Origin of the sequence: Pontibacter flavimaris (genome assembly GCF_001907195.1) — a bacterium.
GTDB classification, from domain to species: Bacteria; Bacteroidota; Bacteroidia; order Cytophagales; family Hymenobacteraceae; genus Pontibacter; species Pontibacter flavimaris.
Window position 1 is genome coordinate 103,062 of the sequence record NZ_LVWA01000003.1, and the last position, 17,512, is coordinate 120,573.

General features: G+C 53.8%; 13 protein-coding genes. 9 read left to right on the top strand and 4 right to left on the bottom strand.

Annotation, left to right across the window (positions count from 1 at the left end; all coding sequences use genetic code 11):
- Positions 1–21: 21 nt before the first annotated feature.
- Positions 22–972 carry a 1-phosphofructokinase family hexose kinase gene (locus A3841_RS02695; protein WP_073850785.1) on the top strand — a complete coding sequence of 317 codons (951 nt, stop codon included), beginning with the start codon at positions 22–24 and terminating at the stop codon, positions 970–972.
- A gap of 40 nt (positions 973–1,012) precedes the next feature.
- On the opposite strand, the gene fbaA is transcribed toward A3841_RS02695, so the two are convergent.
- The 3 genes from fbaA to A3841_RS02710 all read right to left on the bottom strand — a co-directional run bounded on the left by fbaA (position 1,013) and on the right by A3841_RS02710 (position 4,907).
- The gene (gene fbaA, locus A3841_RS02700) at positions 1,013–2,092 is read right to left on the bottom strand and encodes a class II fructose-bisphosphate aldolase (protein WP_073850786.1); all 1,080 of its coding nucleotides are present in this window, start codon (positions 2,090–2,092) and stop codon (positions 1,013–1,015) included.
- Positions 2,093–2,217: 125 nt separating this feature from the next.
- Entirely contained in the window at positions 2,218–3,633 is a 1,416-nt protein-coding gene (locus tag A3841_RS02705; protein ID WP_083610214.1) for an exonuclease domain-containing protein, read from the bottom strand.
- Positions 3,634–3,767: 134 nt separating this feature from the next.
- Positions 3,768–4,907 carry an AI-2E family transporter gene (locus tag A3841_RS02710; RefSeq protein WP_073850787.1) on the bottom strand — a complete coding sequence of 380 codons (1,140 nt, stop codon included), beginning with the start codon at positions 4,905–4,907 and terminating at the stop codon, positions 3,768–3,770.
- 351 nt (positions 4,908–5,258) lie between these two features.
- On the opposite strand from A3841_RS02710, the gene A3841_RS02715 reads away from it, so the two are divergent.
- From A3841_RS02715 to rplT, 8 genes are all read left to right on the top strand, one after another.
- On the top strand, positions 5,259–7,121 hold the full coding sequence (locus A3841_RS02715) for a DNA topoisomerase IV subunit B (RefSeq protein ID WP_073850788.1): 1,863 nt from the start codon (positions 5,259–5,261) through the stop codon (positions 7,119–7,121).
- Positions 7,114–9,861 carry a DNA gyrase/topoisomerase IV subunit A gene (locus A3841_RS02720; protein ID WP_073850789.1) on the top strand — a complete coding sequence of 916 codons (2,748 nt, stop codon included), beginning with the start codon at positions 7,114–7,116 and terminating at the stop codon, positions 9,859–9,861. Before A3841_RS02715 ends, A3841_RS02720 begins: the two co-directional genes overlap by 8 nt.
- 63 nt (positions 9,862–9,924) lie before the next feature.
- Complete coding sequence (locus tag A3841_RS02725) at positions 9,925–10,713, top strand: tetratricopeptide repeat protein (RefSeq protein ID WP_235861266.1); 789 nt, start codon at positions 9,925–9,927, stop codon at positions 10,711–10,713.
- Between the two features lie 171 nt (positions 10,714–10,884).
- A complete protein-coding gene (locus A3841_RS02730; RefSeq protein WP_083610166.1) occupies positions 10,885–11,964 on the top strand; it encodes a tetratricopeptide repeat protein in 1,080 nt (359 codons plus the stop codon).
- Positions 11,965–11,970: 6 nt separating this feature from the next.
- On the top strand, positions 11,971–13,908 hold the full coding sequence (gene thrS / locus A3841_RS02735) for a threonine--tRNA ligase (RefSeq protein ID WP_073850791.1): 1,938 nt from the start codon (positions 11,971–11,973) through the stop codon (positions 13,906–13,908).
- A gap of 79 nt (positions 13,909–13,987) precedes the next feature.
- Complete coding sequence (infC, locus tag A3841_RS02740) at positions 13,988–14,548, top strand: translation initiation factor IF-3 (RefSeq protein WP_235861296.1); 561 nt, start codon at positions 13,988–13,990, stop codon at positions 14,546–14,548.
- Positions 14,549–14,572: 24 nt separating this feature from the next.
- Positions 14,573–14,767, top strand: coding sequence for a 50S ribosomal protein L35 (gene rpmI / locus A3841_RS02745; protein ID WP_025605954.1), 195 nt, complete (start codon positions 14,573–14,575; stop codon positions 14,765–14,767).
- Positions 14,768–14,867: 100 nt separating this feature from the next.
- Positions 14,868–15,212, top strand: coding sequence for a 50S ribosomal protein L20 (gene rplT, locus A3841_RS02750; RefSeq protein ID WP_073850793.1), 345 nt, complete (start codon positions 14,868–14,870; stop codon positions 15,210–15,212).
- 783 nt (positions 15,213–15,995) lie between these two features.
- Here rplT and accC read toward each other — a convergent pair.
- Entirely contained in the window at positions 15,996–17,498 is a 1,503-nt protein-coding gene (accC, locus tag A3841_RS02760; RefSeq protein WP_073850795.1) for an acetyl-CoA carboxylase biotin carboxylase subunit, read from the bottom strand.
- Positions 17,499–17,512: the final 14 nt, after the last annotated feature.

Consider the following 17,512-nt stretch of genomic DNA (forward strand, 5'->3'; position numbering starts at 1 on the left):
TTTATACTTGCGTTTATACTTATGAGCGATATCATCACCATCACCCTGAACCCTGCCCTGGATAAAAGCACGCACGTGGCGCAGGTCCTGCCCGAGAAGAAGCTACGCTGCGAAACGCCTGTTTATGAGCCTGGCGGAGGCGGCATTAACGTGTCGCGGGCGCTGAAGAAGCTGGGCGGCGGCTCCTGCGCCTGGATGTTGGTGGGCGGACCCTCTGGGGAGCGTATTTGTGAGCTGCTGAAGGAGGAGGGCGTGGACTTCAGGGCGATCCAAACTAAAAACTGGACCCGCGAGAACCTGATGGTGATGGAGGATAACTCCGGCAACCAGTACCGCTTCGGCATGCCCGGCCCCGAAGTATACAAGCAGGAGTGGCGGCAGTGCCTGGACGACCTGGAGAAGCTGCCGGAGGAGAAGACCCCGAAGTATGTGGTGGCCAGCGGCAGCCTTCCGGCAGGCGTTCCGGATGATTTTTACAAGCAACTGGCGGAGGTGGCCCACCAAAGGAAGTTCAGGCTGATCGTGGATACGTCCGGAGAGGCGCTGATGAAGGCGGCAGGGGAGGGCGTATACTTGCTGAAGCCGAACCTGGGGGAGTTGGCGGCCCTGGCAGGAAAAGAGAAAATATCGGCCATGGAGCAGGAGGAGATCGCCCGGCAGGTGCTGGATGAGGGAAAGTGCCAGGTGCTGGTGGTGTCGCTGGGACCGCGCGGAGCCATGCTGGCCTCTCATGAAGGTATTACGTATGTCGTGCCGCCCACCATGCCGCAGCAAAGTGCCGTGGGAGCCGGCGATAGTATGGTGGCCGGGATGGTGCTCAGGTTGCTGCACGGTGCAAGCTTGGAGGATATGGTGCGCTACGGCGTGGCAGCCGGTACTGCCGCCACCATGACACCCGGCTCTGAGCTTTGCAGGAAAGAGGACACCGAGAAGATCTACCAGTGGCTGCTGGAGCACAAGAAGCGGGCATAAAAAAAGTATGGCGAGGTTGTCGCCTCGCCATACTTTAGAATTATGAATTGCGGTTGTTCGCGTTCAGGTCTGTGAAGGCCTCCTTCAAACGGGCGATAAACGTTTTCTCGCCTTCGCGCAGCCAAACGCGCGGGTCGTAGTACTTCTTGTTCGGAGAATCCTCCCCGTCCGGGCTGCCGATCTGGCTTTGCAGGTAGCCTTTCTTGCTTTCGTAGTAATCGCGGATACCTTCCCAGAACGCCCACTGCATGTCCGTGTCAATATTCATCTTGATGGCGCCGTACTCGATCGCCTCCGTAATCTGGTGCTTCTCGGAGCCGGAGCCGCCATGGAACACGAAGTGCACCGGGTTAGGGCCCGTGCCAAATTTCTCCTGGATGTAGTCCTGCGAGTTTTTCAGGATATCAGGGCGCAGCTCCACGTTACCCGGCTTGTACACACCGTGCACGTTTCCGAAAGCAGCCGCAATGGTAAAGCGCGAGCTCACTTTATTCAGCTCCTCGTAGGCATAGGCCACTTCATCCGGTTGTGTGTATAGTCGGGAGCTGTCCACGCCTGTATTGTCCACGCCGTCTTCCTCGCCGCCGGTTACGCCCAGCTCTATCTCCACGGTCATGCCCAGGCGGTCCATGCGTCTGAAGTATGTGGCGCAGGTCTCAATGTTCTCTTTGATCTCTTCCTCTGAGAGGTCCAGCATATGCGAGCTGTAGAGCGGCTTGCCGTGCTGCGCAAAGAATTTCTCGCCGGCGTCCAGCAGCCCGTCAATCCAGGGAAGCAGCTTTTTGGCGGCATGGTCGGTATGCAGCACCACAGGCACGCCGTACGCCTCGGCCATCAGGTGCACGTGCTGGGCGCCGGAGATAGCGCCGGCGATGGCGGCTTTCTGCGCGTCGTTACTCAGGCCTTTGCCCGCAAAGAACTGCGCCCCGCCATGCGAGAACTGGATGATCACCGGTGAGTTGACGGCCTTTGCCGTCTCCAGCACCGCGTTTATGGAGTTGGTGCCGATCACGTTCACGGCAGGAAGTGCGAAGTTATTTTCGTTCGCATACTTAAACAGCTCTGTCACTTCATCGCCGTACAGTACGCCCGGTCTGAATCTTGTTTTTGTTTCGTTCACAGAATTATTCTTAAATATTGATTAATCGAGGGTATAGTTTGATTAGCTATGCTACTTATACTTTAGCGACTTGAAGTTAGGAGGTTTTGCTGTAAATGCAAACCCGGACGCGGCGCAGCGGCAACTTAATCAAACACCAGCACCTTATCCTTGTGCTTGCCGCGCATGTAGTTGCGGATAATCTGCTGCACGTCCTTGTTATCATTGTAGCGCTTTACGGCCCCCTTAAAGTCCTCCAGGGCGCTGGCCGAGAACGTATCGTCCACAAAGCCGAAGCCCAGGTACGTGCCGTGTTCCACCACCACCACCGAGCGCTCGCCGGGCTCGCGGCCTCTGCCAAGTATAACGAAGCTGTTGTGCTCGTAGGTAAACGACTCGATGGCCTCCTCCACGCGCTTGTTATACTCCTCAGGATTTTCCTTGCCAATACAGGCACCGCTGCATTGGTGCACCTGGTAATCGAAACAGGCGCCGTTGGTCTTGTACAGGTCGCAGAGTTTCTGGCACAGGTTAAACTTGGCCACTTTGTGGAACAGGAATCCCTTTGCCTTGAAGTGGTTCGAGAGCGCGATGATCGGCGTCATGCTGACATTGTCGGCTTTGTCCACGCTGCTGTAAGTAAGGCGCTTGTAACCGTTATCATCCTCGTACACGTAAATACCGGTGTTAAACACGCTGCGGCGCTGCTGCCGGTTGTAGTGCGGCTTCATGCGCTTTATCTCCGCCGACTCAAACAGCAGCGACACCAGCTCGTTGCCCATCAGCTCATAGGTGATGTCGGTGATGTTGTTCTTGAAGTCCAGTGATTTGCGGCTCTTGTAATCGATGTTGAAGTGCTGGATAATGCGCTTCTTGATGTTTATACTTTTACCGACATAAATTACTTCCCCCGCCTCGTTGTGGAAGTAGTACACCCCCGGCACCATCGGCAGTGCATCCACCTTCTCTTTGCTGATGGCAGGCGGCAGCAACGAGGTCTTGATCTCCTGTTTCAGCACCTGCGTGGTGTGCTCGGCGGCCATGTGCATGTTACCGTCCACCACCGGCCGGTTCAGCTTAATCAGCCTGTCGAAAAGTATGGCCGTGGCCTCAGCATCGCCGATGGCGCGGTGGCGCTGGCTTAGCGGAATGTCTATACTTTGACAGAGCTTGCCCAGGCTGTAGGAGGGCAGCCCGGGAATCAGCGCACGGCTCAGGCGCACGGTGCAAAGCGTCTTGCGCTGAAAGGTAAAGCCCAGGTCGGCAAACTCCTTTTTCATAAAAGAGTAATCGAAGCGCACGTTGTGGGCTACGAACACCTTGCCCTCGGTAAACTCCACAATTTCCTTGGCCACTTCGTAGAACTTTGGCGCGTCCAGCACCATGTCGTCCTTTATTCCGGTAAGCTGTGTGATGAAGTAGGGGATGGGGCGCTCCGGGTTAATAAGCGTATGGTATTTGTCTACGATCTTCTCCCCGTCGTGTATGAAAATGGCAATCTCGGTGATCTTGTCCTGGTGGGGCTGGCCGCCGGTTGTCTCAATATCTACTATCGCGTACAAGTTGCTCTGGTTTAGGATGTGTTCATCGGAGGCCGCGGCATGCGCTGCAGGCCCTTCTTCTAAACCAAAATTATTAGTAATCCGTTTCAAATCGCTTGTGTTGCTGTATAGCGGCAAAGGAGGTTAGCAAAAGATCAGTCGTTTATGTCTTTCTTGCCGCGCCAGATGCCGTTCACGATCTCCTCGAGCCAGTTCCGCACCCGCCCCTTCTTCCTCGGCTTCAGCTCGTCCATGTCCGCCATCAAAAACCCGATCGGCTGCAGCGGCTCGTACACATCAAAGATCACCTTCATCATGGCGATGATCGGGATGGAGAGGATCATGCCGGCTGCACCCCATACCTCGCCGCCTACCAACAGGGCAAGTATGGCCGCAAAGGGGTTCAGGCTCACCTTCGATCCCACCACAAACGGCGTGATGAAGTTGCCCTCCAGGAACTGCACGAACATGAATACGATCACCACCAGCACGGCGTCCAGCAGGTTGCCGGTGGTGGCCAGCGTAAACAGGGCCGGGAGCGAGGCCCCTATAAGTATACCAATGTAGGGGATAATGGTCAGGATGGAGGCGAAGACGCCAAAGAAGATAGCATACTTGACGCCAAGTATGAGCAGTCCCGCCGAGTTCAGCAGCGCCACGACCACAATCACAATCATCAGCCCCGAAATATAGCTCTGCACCACATGCTGAATATTGGTGACGGTCTGGATGACGCCGCTACGCTTGTCCTTGGCCACAAATTTGAACATGAATTGCTCCAGGTGGTCGCGGTAGTAGAGCAGCAGGAAAACGAAGATCGGCACCAGGGTAAGGATGGTGATGGCGCCCGTGGTGATGGAGATGGTGCTGCCCAGGAACGTGGTGGTGAAATCCTGCAGGCCGCCGAGGGCATTCTGGATGAGCTCGGACTTGTTTGGCGGCGCGATGCCGAAGTTCTCGACGAAGAAATTCTGCCCCTTCACGATCAGCTTCTGCATATTCTGGCCGATCGAGTCCAGCTCGGAGGTAAGGCTAACCAGTTGCATGCTCAGAAACCAGACCACCAGGCTCAGGATAACGATGACGAGCAGGATGCTGGTAAGTATGGCCAGGGGCCTGGGGAAGCGCAGCTTTTTCTCCAGATCGCGGGTGAGGGGGAGTAGCAGCAGCGCAAACAGCAGCCCGAAGGCCAGCGGCATCAGCACAGCCTTGAACTGCTGCAATGTATAGATCAGCAGGACGAGGCCCAAAAGTATAACCGTGTACTTAAAGTATGATGGTAGCTTTATTTCCATTTAACGTGTCCGACTCATTTGATTTCTCCCGCCAACCCCTACTTTTGCCACTCAAAAATAAGCAAATGTCGCGCGTTAAAGCATATAATTATTAATATATTAATTTGCTAACAAAGTTAGTATAAAAAGGATAGGAAATACTACTGATTTGCTGAACCAGCTCTTAAATTATACTGTTAGGAAGAAGTATCAAATATAAATGCGAACTGGATTGGCTAACAAAATTAGTAAAACAGGGAAAGACTTATTAAATTTAGCCTCGGGTAGGAACTATTCGGTTGCATCTAATCTTCTATATTTTCCTATCTTTCGCGGTGATATTACCCATCAAACTACACTTACGCTTACAAAATGGCAGAGTTAGAGCATAATTACAACGAAGACAGCATCCGCTCCCTTGAGCCGCGCGAGCACATCAGGCTGCGCCCCGGTATGTACATCGGCAAGCTTGGCGACGGCTCTTCGGCAGACGACGGCATTTACATTTTGGTAAAGGAGGTGATCGACAACTCCATCGACGAACACGTGATGGGTTTCGGTAAGACCATCGAGGTGAAGATCTCCGACCACAAGGTGCAGGTGCGCGACTACGGCCGCGGCATTCCGTTGGGCAAGGTGATCGACTGCGTGAGCAAGATCAACACCGGTGGTAAGTATGACAGCAAGGCTTTCCAGAAATCGGTTGGCTTGAATGGCGTGGGTACCAAGGCGGTGAACGCCCTCTCCAGCCACTTCCGCATCCAGTCGGTGCGCGACGGCAAAATGAAGGCCGCTGAATTTGAGAAAGGCGTGCTGGTGGAGGATTTTGAGGTACAGGAATCAACCCAGCGCAACGGCACGCTCACCACCTTCACCCCGGACGACAGCATCTTCAAGAACTTCCAGTTCAACCCCGATTACCTGGAGAAGCAGATCTGGAACTACGTGTACCTGAACGCCGGACTTACCATCAACTTCAACGGCAAGAAATTCTACTCCGAGAACGGCCTGCTGGACCTGCTCCGTAACAAGGCCGATGAGGAAAGCATGCGCTACCCGATCATCCACCTGAAAGGGGAGGACATCGAGCTTGCCCTGACTCACGGAAACGAGTACGGCGAGGAATACTACTCGTTTGTGAACGGCCAGTACACCACTATGGGCGGCACGCACCTGGCGGCCTTCCGCGAGGCGGTGGTAAAGACCGTGCGCGATTTTTACAAGAAAGACTACGATGCCACCGATATCCGTGGCTCTATCATTGGCGCCATCTCGATCCGGGTGCAGGAGCCGGTGTTTGAGTCGCAGACCAAAACCAAGCTGGGCTCTATAGAGATGGGGCCGGAGGGGCCAGCTGTGCGCGCCTTTATCAATGATTTTGTGAAGGAGCACCTGGACAATTACCTGCACAAGAACCCCACTACGGCTGAGGCGCTGAAGCGGCGCATAGAGCAGAGCGAGCGCGAGCGCAAGGACATGGCCGGCGTGAAGAAGCTGGCCAACCAGCGCGCCAAGAAGGCTAACCTGCACAACCGTAAGCTCCGTGACTGCCGCCTGCACTTTAACGAAGACAAGCACGAGAATTCCCTGCTGTCTACCCTTTTTATCACTGAGGGCGACTCGGCGAGCGGATCCATCACCAAGTCGCGCAACGTGGACGTGGAGGCGGTGTTCAGCTTGCGTGGTAAGCCGCTGAACTGCTACGGCATGAAAAAGAAAGTGGTGTACGAGAACGAGGAGTTTAACCTGCTGCAGCACGCCCTCAACATCGAGGAAGGCCTGGAGAACCTGCGCTACAACCGCGTAGTGATCGCCACCGACGCCGACGTGGACGGCATGCACATTCGCCTGCTGCTGCTCACTTTCTTCCTGCAGTTCTTCCCGGACCTGGTACGCAACGGGCACGTGTTTATACTGGAGACGCCGCTCTTCCGCGTGCGCAACAAGAAGGAGACAATCTATTGCTACAACGAGACTGAGAAGCAGGAGGCCATCAACAAGCTTGGCAAGAAGCCGGAGATCACCCGCTTCAAAGGTTTGGGAGAGATCTCTCCGGATGAGTTCGGGAAGTTTATCGGCGAGAACATCAAGCTCAAGCCGGTTATCCTGCAGAAGGATACCACCATACAGAAGATGCTGAACTACTACATGGGCAAGAACACGCCCGACCGGCAGCAGTTCATCATCGAGAACCTGAAGATTGAAAAAGATATAGTAGAGGAAGTATATGCATAACGACGAGCTGAACAACGAAGAATTAGAGCAAAACGAGGCGCAGGAGGTGGAGTTTACGGACGGGGAGGAAATCATCCATAACATTACGCCCGTATCCGGCCTCTATGAAAACTGGTTCCTCGAGTATGCCTCTTATGTTATTCTGGAGCGTGCGGTGCCAGCCATTGAGGACGGTCTGAAGCCGGTGCAGCGCCGCATCCTGCACGCCATGCGCGAGATGGACGACGGCCGCTTCAACAAGGTGGCCAACGTGATCGGGCAGACCATGCAGTACCACCCGCACGGCGACGCTTCGATTGGCGACGCGATGGTGAACCTGGGCCAGAAGGACTTGCTGATAGAGACGCAGGGTAACTGGGGCGATGTGCGCACCGGCGACAGCGCGGCGGCCGCCCGATACATTGAGGCGCGCCTCTCGAAGTTTGCGCTGGATGTGGTGTTTAACCCGCAGACCACGCTTTGGCAGCTAAGCTACGACGGCCGTAAGAACGAGCCGGTGACGCTGCCCGTTAAATTCCCGCTCCTACTGGCGCAGGGTGTGGAGGGCATTGCCGTAGGCTTATCCACGAAGATCATGCCGCACAACTTTAAGGAGCTGATCAAGGCCTCTATTGATGTGCTCAAAGGCCGTAGTATCAACTTGCTGCCCGACTTTTTGACCGGCGGCCAGGTGGACGTGACCAATTATAACGGTGGCCAGCGCGGCGGCAGGATCCGTGTGCGCGCCACGATCGAGAAGGTCGACAAGACCATGCTCATCATCCGGGATGTGCCGTACGGCATTACCACTACCGGCTTGATGGAGTCGATCGTGAAGGCCAGCGAGAACAACAAGATCAAGATCAAGAAGGTGGTGGATAACACCGCTGCGGACGTGGAGATACAGGTGCACCTACCGGCGGGGGTATCGCCTGACCTGACCATGGATGCGCTTTACGCCTTCACCGACTGCGAGGTGGCTATTTCTCCCAATGCTTGCGTGATCATTGATGACAAGCCGCACTTCATGGATGTGAATGAGCTGCTGCGTATCTCTACTTTCAAAACAGTGGACCTGCTGAAGCGGGAGCTGGAGATCCGCAAAGGCGAGCTGGAGGACAAATGGCACTACTCCTCCCTGGAGAAGATCTTTATCGAAAACCGCATTTACCGCGATATAGAGGAGTGTGAGACCTGGGAGGCGGTGCTGAACGCCATCGACAGGGGCCTGGACCCCTACAAGCACCTGCTGCGCCGCGAAGTGAGCGAGGAAGATATCATTCGCCTGACCGAGATCAAGATCAAGCGCATCTCCAAGTATGACTCCTTTAAAGCCGATGAGTACATCCACAAGCTGGAGGAGGAAATGGCTGAGGTGGATGACAACCTGGCGAACCTGATCCGCTATGCCATCGCATACTTTGAGGGACTACTGAAGAAGTATGGCCAAGGCAGGGACCGCCGCACACAGGTCAAAACCTTCGATGTGATCAACGCGCAGAACGTGGCCATTGCCAACCAGAAACTATACATGAACGCCAAAGACGGCTTCATTGGCACCAGCCTGCGCAAAGATGAGTTCGTATGCGACTGCTCCGACATGGACGACATCATTGTGTTCCGCAAGGATGGTAAGTTTATGGTGACGAAAGTAGCCGAGAAAACCTTTGTGGGTAAGGACATCCTGCTGGCGGGCGTGTACAACAAGAACGACGAGCACATGGTGTACAACATGATTTACCTGGATGGTAAGTCAGGCGTGTCCTATGCCAAGCGTTTCTCTGTCAAGTCGATCACCCGCGACAAGGAGTACGACCTGACCAAGGGCAACAAAGGCTCCAAAGTACATTACCTTACCGCCAACCCGAACTCAGAGTCGGAGGTGGTGACGGTGTCGCTCTCGCCGAACGCATCGGCCCGAAACAAGGTGCTTGACTTCGATTTTGCGGAACTGATGATCAAGGGCAAGGGCTCCAACGGCAATATCGTGACGAAGTACCCGGTGAAGAAGGTGGTGCAGAAAAGCCTGGGCGAGTCCACGCTGGGTGGCCGTGAGATCTTCTACGACGAGGTGATTGGAAGGCTGAACACCGAGGGACGTGGCCGTTACCTGGGCTCGTTCAATACCGACGACTCCATACTTGCCGTTTATGAAGACGGTACTTACGAACTGACGTCGTTTGACCTGGCCAACCACTATACCGTGGAGAAGCTGAAGGTGCTGCAGAAGTTTGATCCGGAGCTGGTGATTTCGGCCATCTATTACGAAGGAGATAATAAAATATATTACGTCAAGCGTTTCAAGGTAGAGACGACAACAATTGGTAAGCGCTTCTTCTTTATCCCGGAGACAAAGAACTCCCGTCTGGAAGCCGTTTCCACGCATCCCGCGCCGCTGGCCAGCATCAAGTTCAAGCGGTCTATACGTGGTGAGCGTGAAAGCGAGAAGCTGCTGCTGAACGAGTTCATCGATGTGAAAGGCTGGAAAGCTTTGGGTAACAAGCTCAACTATTACAAGATCTACGAGGCGGATGTGCCGAAGATGCTGGAGGTGGAGCACTCGGAGGATAACAAGCCGCAAGCTAAAAAAGCAGCTAAAAGAGAGCCGGTAGCGTTGCCTTCCCAACTGAAGGAACTGGCCGAGGAGGCGGCGAAGGCAAGCGGTACCCAACCTCTGCCTGCTGACACCGTAGAAGTTGATGTAGAGGCTGATAAGGCAAAGAAGGCGCTGAAGGAGAAGAGACAGCTTGATATCTTCTAATTTCTCTCCCGAAGCCTTGCTAAAGTCGCTGACACATGGTAGTTTACGGGAGTGGAAATTTTTATGAAGAGATATTTAAAGGCTGCTATACTTGTTTGTGCACTCTGTGCTGCCTCCCCGGCAAACGCCGGGGCAGACAGCGGTGCCTCAGGCAATACCGAGCTGATGAAGCGCGCGGAGCAGCTTTTGAATGACTACAAAGAGAGCGAGGCCCTGCGTCTGTACGAACAGGTGCTGACCGATTCTCCCGAGAATTACACTGCCCTGTGTAAGGCCAGTTTCCTGCATGCCCGCATTGGCGACAGGTTCCTGGACGAAACCCGTAAGCTGGAGCACTTCTCCAAAGCGAAGGCGTACGCCCTGCAGGCCTACGAGTTGCAGCCGGAGGACGCTGAGGCGAACTACGCCATGGCGGTGGCCTTAGGTGCCCAGGCGATGGTTGCCGGACCGAAAGAGCGTCTAGCAGGCATACACCAGATGAAATCGTTTGTGGATGCCGCGCTGGCCGACAATAGCCAGCATGCAGGAGCCTGGCATATACTTGGGCGTTGGTACTTTAAAATGGCCAACCTCAATTTCGCAGAAAAGGCAGCTACAAAGATGTTCTTCGGGGGCGTTTGCGGAGAGGCCACGAACGAAAGCGCCGCTGAGGCCATCGAAAAAGCCATAGCCTACGAGCCGAACAATATTCAGTATTACTACGACCTTGCCTGCGTCTACAAAGAGATGAAAAACACCGCCGCCTGTACCAGCACCCTGCAAAAGGCGCTGACGCTGACGCTCGAAACGAAAGAGGAGTTGGAGCTTAGCAGGCGATGCAGCATCATGTTGCAGCAGCAACAGAAGATCTAGTAAGGTGTAAAAAGTATGAAAAGCCTGCTCCCCAATCGGTGGCAGGCTTTTTGTTTTTCATGTGCGGCACGCTTCCTGTCCCGGATGTGTTTCTATTTGGGTAAAATGTCTTAATTTAGCGCATGCAAAGTATAAAAGCCCTTTTGCAGAAGTATAAATAACCGGTATAAGATGCGGATTTCGAGTTTGGTGCTGTTGATGTTATCGGTTACGCTGGGTGCCTGTACGTTGGAAGAAGGCAACAAGGAGCAGATGGTGAACCTGCAGGAGGTAAAGGATGACCCTGCGGCGCAGCTGCAGAACCTGAACGCTGCGTTGGAGAACTCGAAGCGCGATGGCAGTCTTTATGCCCGCAGGGCAGTGGTGCTGCTGCAGAACGGGGAACTGGAAAAGGCCCTAGAGGATGCCGAGGAGGCCGTGAAGTTAATGAAGAATGAACCGGCCAGCCTTTTTGTGAAGGCGCAGGTGCTCCGTGCCATGGGCCGGTCGGAAGAAGCCCTGCCGCTAGCGCTGACGGCTGAGCGGAACTCCTTCCAGCGCTCCTCCCTGTATGTACTGCTGGGGGAGTTATACTTGCAGCGAAAAGAGTACGAGCAGGCAATGGCTTACATCCTGAAAGCGCAAGAGCTTTCCCCGGCTGATGAGTTTGCCTACTACTATAAAGGCCGTGTGCAGGAGGCAACCGGCGATTCGGCAAGCGCGGTGCGCAACTATAAACTGGCGCTGGAGCAATCTCCCAACTTTATGCAGCCGCAGCGCGAACTGGCCGCGCTATTGATTGACAGGGGCGAGCATGCCGCCGCCAGGCCATACTTGCTGGAGGCCATGCACCAGGCCCCCAAAGACGCCAAGTTATGGTACAACCGGGGGCTGCTATACCAGGCGGAGCAGAAACGCGACAGTGCCATGCTGGCTTATAACAGAGCTGTAAGTATAAATGATACCCTCTCGGATGCGCATTACAGGCTGGGCGTGCATCAGCTTGTCATCGGCAACAGTGACGAGGCGCTGGAGCACCTGGAGAAGATTTACAAAGTATACCGGTCGGATAGGGAGTACCTGGAACGGTTGGCCACGGCCTATGAGCGAACCGGCCTGAACACCAAAGCACTCTCGACTTACCAGCGGCTTCTAGCGGTAGACCCGACGGCTACGTATGTTAAGCGGTCCATCTCCCGGTTAAAGTATAAAATTGCAAGACCAATACCTGATAGTGCAGCTGTACGCCTACAGGAACAGATAGAAAGATAAACCACTATGATCAACATCACACTGCCAGATGGCTCGGTGCGCCAATATGAAAGCGGCGTTAACAGCCTTGAGATTGCACAGAGCATCAGCGAAGGCCTAGCTCGTAACGTGCTTGCTGCCAAAGTAAACGGCTCGGTATGGGACGCCACGCGCCCCATCAGCGAGGATGCGACGGTGCAGCTGCTCACCTGGAACGATGACGAGGGCAAGAACACCTTCTGGCACTCCTCGGCCCACTTGCTGGCAGAAGCCTTGGAGGACATGTACCCGGACGTGAAGTTCGGCATCGGGCCTCCGGTGGAGAACGGCTTTTACTATGACGTGGACCTGGGCGAGCACCACTTGTCTCAGGAAGATATCGCGGAGCTGGAGCAGAAGATGCTGGAGCTGGCGCGCCAGAAGAACGAGTACAAGCGCAGCGAAGTCTCCAAGGCCGATGCCATTGATTACTTTACAAAGAAAGGCGACGAGTACAAGCTGGACCTGATCAAGGACCTGGAGGACGGAAGCATCACCTTCTACGAGCAGGGTTCCTTCGTGGACCTTTGCCGTGGGCCGCACATTCCGAATACGGGCTTCATCAAGGCGGCCAAGATCATGAACATCGCAGGGGCCTACTGGCGCGGCGATGAGAAGAACAAGCAGCTGACCCGTATCTATGGCGTGACGTTCCCGAAGCAGAAGGAGCTGACCGAGTACCTGGAGCGCCTGGAGGAGGCCAAGAAACGCGACCACCGCAAGCTGGGCAAGGAACTGGAGCTGTTTGCCTTCTCTGAGAAGGTAGGGATGGGCCTGCCGCTGTGGCTGCCCAAAGGCACGCTGCTGCGCGAGCGACTGGAGCAGTTCATGCGCAAGGCGCAGATAAAGGCCGGCTACCAGCCGGTGGTAACGCCGCACATTGGCAGCAAAGAGCTTTACGTTACCTCGGGCCACTACGAGAAGTATGGCGCCGACTCATTCCAGCCCATCAAGACGCCGAACGAGAACGAGGAGTTCCTGCTTAAGCCCATGAACTGCCCGCACCATTGCGAGATCTACAAAACACGCCCACGTTCCTACAAAGAGCTTCCGGTGCGCTTTGCCGAGTTCGGTACTGTTTACCGTTACGAGCAGAGCGGGGAATTGCACGGCCTGACCCGCGTACGCGGCTTTACGCAGGACGACGCCCACATCTTCTGCCGCCCGGACCAGGTGAAGGAAGAGTTCATCAAGGTGATCGACCTGGTGTTGTACGTGTTCAAGGCTTTGGGCTTTGATGACTATACTGCCCAGATCTCCCTGCGCGACCCGGAGAACAAGTCCAAGTACATCGGCACCGACGAAGTATGGGAGAAAGCGGAAAGTGCCATTATAGAGGCTGCCGCGGAGAAAGGACTGCGCACTGTAACCGAACTGGGCGAGGCTGCGTTTTACGGACCTAAGCTCGACTTTATGGTGAAGGATGCCCTTGGCCGTAAGTGGCAGCTGGGAACTATTCAGGTGGATTATAACTTACCAGAGAGGTTCCAGTTGGAGTATATCGGTGCTGATAACCAGAAGCACCGTCCGGTGATGATCCACCGCGCGCCTTTCGGCTCCCTGGAGCGTTTTGTGGCCGTGCTCATCGAGCATTGCGGCGGCAACTTCCCGCTGTGGCTGAGCCCGGAGCAGATAGCCATACTTCCCATCTCGGAGAAGTACCACGACTATGCCCAGCAAGTATACGAGCGCCTGCAGCTCGACGACATCAGAGGTTCTGTAGACAACCGTGATGAGAAGATCGGCCGCAAGATTCGAGACGCGGAGGTGCGCAAGGTGCCATACATGCTGATCGTAGGGGAGAAGGAGCAGGAGAACGGTGCGGTATCAGTGAGAAGGCACGGCGAAGGTGACCTCGGCTCCATGGCGATCGAGGAGTTCAGTACGTTCTTTCAGGGCAAAATCGCCGAAATGCTGAACAATTAAGGAGATAAATTTCTTTTTTGATAGATAAGTTGCGATATTCGCAACCTAATTGTAGAATTAAAACTAAGGAGGTACAACTATAGCTACGCAAAACAGGCGCTACATCCCACGCGGAAAGGTGGAGGAGCCATACAAAGTCAATGATAAAATAACTGCCAGAGAGGTCAGGCTAGTTGGTGACAATGTTGAGCAAGGAGTATACTCAACCCGAGATGCTCAAAAGATGGCTAATGAGCAAAATCTTGACCTGGTTGAGATTTCGCCAACAGCCACCCCCCCCGTATGCCGCGTCATCGACTATTCCAAGTTCAAGTACGAACAGAAGAAAAAGACGAGGGAGTTGAAGGCAAAACAGCAGAAGGTGGTGATCAAGGAGATCCGTTTCGGCCCTAACACAGATGACCACGACTTCGAGTTTAAGCTGAAGCATGCCAAAGGTTTCCTGGAGAGCGGCTACAAGATCAAGTCGTACGTGCACTTCGTGGGCAGATCCATCGTGTTTAAGGAACGCGGCGAGATCCTGTTGCTGAAGTTTGCGCAGGCGCTGGAGGATCTGGCTAAAGTTGAGCAACTGCCGAAGCTGGAGGGGAAACGCATGTTCCTGATACTGGCTCCGAAGGCTGCTCCGGTGAAGAAGTAATTTTTTTCAATTAATTATATACTCATGCCAAAAGTAAAAACCAAATCTGGTGCAAAGAAGCGTTTTTCTTTGACAGGTACTGGCAAGATTAAGCGTAAGCACGCTTACAAGAGCCACATCCTGACGAAGAAGACGACAAAGCAGAAGCGTAATTTGACGCACATCGGCCTTGTTAGCAAAGCCGACGAAGCAAACGTTAAATTCATGCTGAAAATCTAATTCTCCCGCAGAATTAGTTTAGGTTAATTATTAGTACGAACCCGGTACCTGGTTTAACAAAGATTCTTCAGAATCACCAGTTGCCAAAACTTTACACAAAATGCCAAGATCGGTCAATGTCGTAGCAGCACGACACAGAAGAAAAAAAGTAATGAAAATGGCCAAAGGTTACTTTGGCCGTCGCAAGAATGTTTGGACAGTTGCGAAAAACGCGGTAGAAAAAGGTCTGCAGTATGCTTACCGCGATAGAAAAGCGAAGAAGAGAGACTTCAGAGCGTTGTGGATTCAGCGTATCAACGCCGGTGCACGCGAGCATGGCTTGTCTTACTCTGCTCTGATGGGCGGCCTGAAGAAGGCAAACATCGACCTGAACCGCAAAGTACTTGCTGACCTGGCGATGAACCACCCTGAGGCTTTCAAGAGTATCGTTGACAAAGTAAAGTAATTTACCTTTAGATATAAGACAGAAGGGCTTAGCGTAATGCTAAGCCCTTTTTGTTTTTATACTCTTGTATAATCGCATAGCACAAGTATAGACATAGCGCACATATCGCCATAAATATTGCGCCCGCACAATTTGAAAATCAATGATGCCTACGGCCTTGGTTTTTGCTTTATACTTCGAGGCAAGCTTCGGCTTGTGTGTTTTAACACTCTTTCTCATAGGCGCTTATTGCTGCAAGTATAAATTCCCGCCTCTTCAGATAGGAAGAATGCTTTTGCAGTACTGAATCCAACCACCCCTGCCCCTCCTTGGGTTGAGCGCCTTGTAGATTTACGGTTTCGCTTTAGCGAAATTGCGGAGACCGCAGGTCAAGCAAAGGAAATGTACACAGCGCGATGCCCGAGGACGAGCCCTCTCGGGCTTGAGAGCACCAAAGCCGGAAGTGCAACGATAGGCTTGTAAGTCTATAGGATCATCGCAAGCTAGCAAGTATAGCTTGTGTCTAACAGCGGGAAGCAGCGGCTAAGAAAGTATAAGCTGGCAAGTATAAAGTATAGCAGTAAGTATAAATCAAGTATAAAAAGGCACAAGCGGATGCTTGCGCCAGCAGTAGTTATATAAGTATAAACAGTTTTGTAAGCCTAGCCTTCACGGATATGGAGATCCGCAGCAGAGGGATTCAGGACGGGGAAGTCCGGAACAGCAAAAGTATAAATCCCCTGGAGCATAAGTTTATACTTTAGCTCCAGGGGATTTATACTTATACTTCAACTCGCTTCATACTTATCTTGTCCTGTTTCTGCGCCAGTTTGAGTTGTTCTTTTCCGCTGTAGGGGCAGCGGCGTCTGCGGCGGCTGGCTTTTTCTTGTTCATCAACATGGCTGCCAGGGCTGCAGCCACTTCGTCGGCTCCCTCGTCTGGCTTTCTTTCCAGCACTTCCGGGCTGAAGTAGCGGTCGATAAACTTCGTGTCGAAGTTACCGCTTACAAAGGCCTCGTGCTGTAGCACGTAAGCACCGAAGGGGAGGGTGGTTTCGATACCTGTGATCTGGTATTCGGAAATGGCGCGCAGCATCTTGGCAATAGCCTCCTGCCTGTCCTTCCCAAATGTCACCAGCTTGGCAATCATCGGGTCATAGTAGATCGGGATTTCCATGCCCTGCTCAAAGCCATCGTCCACGCGCACGCCCAGGCCCTGTGGCCTTCTATAGGTTTCCAGCTTGCCAATATCCGGCAGGAAATTATTGGCCGGGTCTTCGGCGTAAACACGTAGCTCCAGGGAATGGCCGTTTATCTTCAGGTCTTCCTGCTTAAAGCCCAGGGGATTTCCTTCTGCAATCAGGATCTGCTCCTTCACCAGGTCCAGGCCGGTTATCTGCTCTGTTACCGGGTGCTCTACCTGCAGGCGGGTGTTCATTTCCAGGAAGTAGAAGTTCTGGTGCTCATCCAGCAGGAATTCCACCGTGCCGGCGCCAACATAGTTACAAGCCTTTGCCACGTTCACGGCGTTGCGGCCCATTTCCTCGCGCAGGGCAGGGGTAAGGATAGCAGAAGGTGCTTCCTCAATCACTTTCTGGTGGCGGCGTTGTATGGAGCATTCCCGCTCAAACAAATGCACGATGTTACCGTGGGTATCGCCCAGCACCTGAATCTCGATGTGGCGCGGCGAGCCGATATACTTCTCGATAAATACGGAGCCATCGCCGAAGGCGGAGGTAGCCTCGCTAACCGCCAGCTGCATCTGTTCCTCAAAAACCTCGGCGCTCTCCACCACGCGCATCCCTTTCCCGCCGCCGCCGGCACTTGCTTTTATAAGGATGGGAAAGCCCACCTGCCGGGCGATCTGTTTTGCCTCCTCCACATCGGTGATGGCCTCCTCGGTGCCGGGCACCATCGGAATGTTATACTTTGCAACAGCAGCCTTGGCTGCCAGCTTGCTGCCCATCAACTCAATCGCCTCCGGCGAGGGGCCGATAAAGATCAGCCCCGCCTCCTGAACAGCCTTAGCGAAACCAGCGTTCTCAGATAAAAAACCATAGCCCGGGTGGATAGCATCTACACCTAAATCCCTGCAAACCTGGATAATCACATCGCCGCGCAGGTATGACTCGCTCGACTTAGGCCCGCCCACGCAAACCGCCTCATCTGCAAAACGCACGTGAAGGGCATTACGGTCGGCTTCGCTGTATACGGCTACGGTTCTGATACCCATCTCTTTAGCTGTTCGCATCACGCGCAGGGCAATCTCGCCACGGTTGGCCACCAGAATCTTATTGATTTTTCTCATGCAGGAGCTATGGT

Coding starts and splice junctions, on each gene's coding strand:
- A3841_RS02695 (WP_073850785.1), top strand. CDS start 22: ATGAGCGATATCATCACCATCACCCTGAACCCTGCCCTGGATAAAAGC.
- A3841_RS02710 (WP_073850787.1), bottom strand. CDS start 4,907: ATGGAAATAAAGCTACCATCATACTTTAAGTACACGGTTATACTTTTG.
- rpmI (WP_025605954.1), top strand. CDS start 14,573: ATGCCAAAAGTAAAAACCAAATCTGGTGCAAAGAAGCGTTTTTCTTTG.
- thrS (WP_073850791.1), top strand. CDS start 11,971: ATGATCAACATCACACTGCCAGATGGCTCGGTGCGCCAATATGAAAGC.
- A3841_RS02730 (WP_083610166.1), top strand. CDS start 10,885: ATGCGGATTTCGAGTTTGGTGCTGTTGATGTTATCGGTTACGCTGGGT.
- accC (WP_073850795.1), bottom strand. CDS start 17,498: ATGAGAAAAATCAATAAGATTCTGGTGGCCAACCGTGGCGAGATTGCC.
- A3841_RS02720 (WP_073850789.1), top strand. CDS start 7,114: ATGCATAACGACGAGCTGAACAACGAAGAATTAGAGCAAAACGAGGCG.
- A3841_RS02725 (WP_235861266.1), top strand. CDS start 9,925: ATGAAGAGATATTTAAAGGCTGCTATACTTGTTTGTGCACTCTGTGCT.
- A3841_RS02715 (WP_073850788.1), top strand. CDS start 5,259: ATGGCAGAGTTAGAGCATAATTACAACGAAGACAGCATCCGCTCCCTT.
- rplT (WP_073850793.1), top strand. CDS start 14,868: ATGCCAAGATCGGTCAATGTCGTAGCAGCACGACACAGAAGAAAAAAA.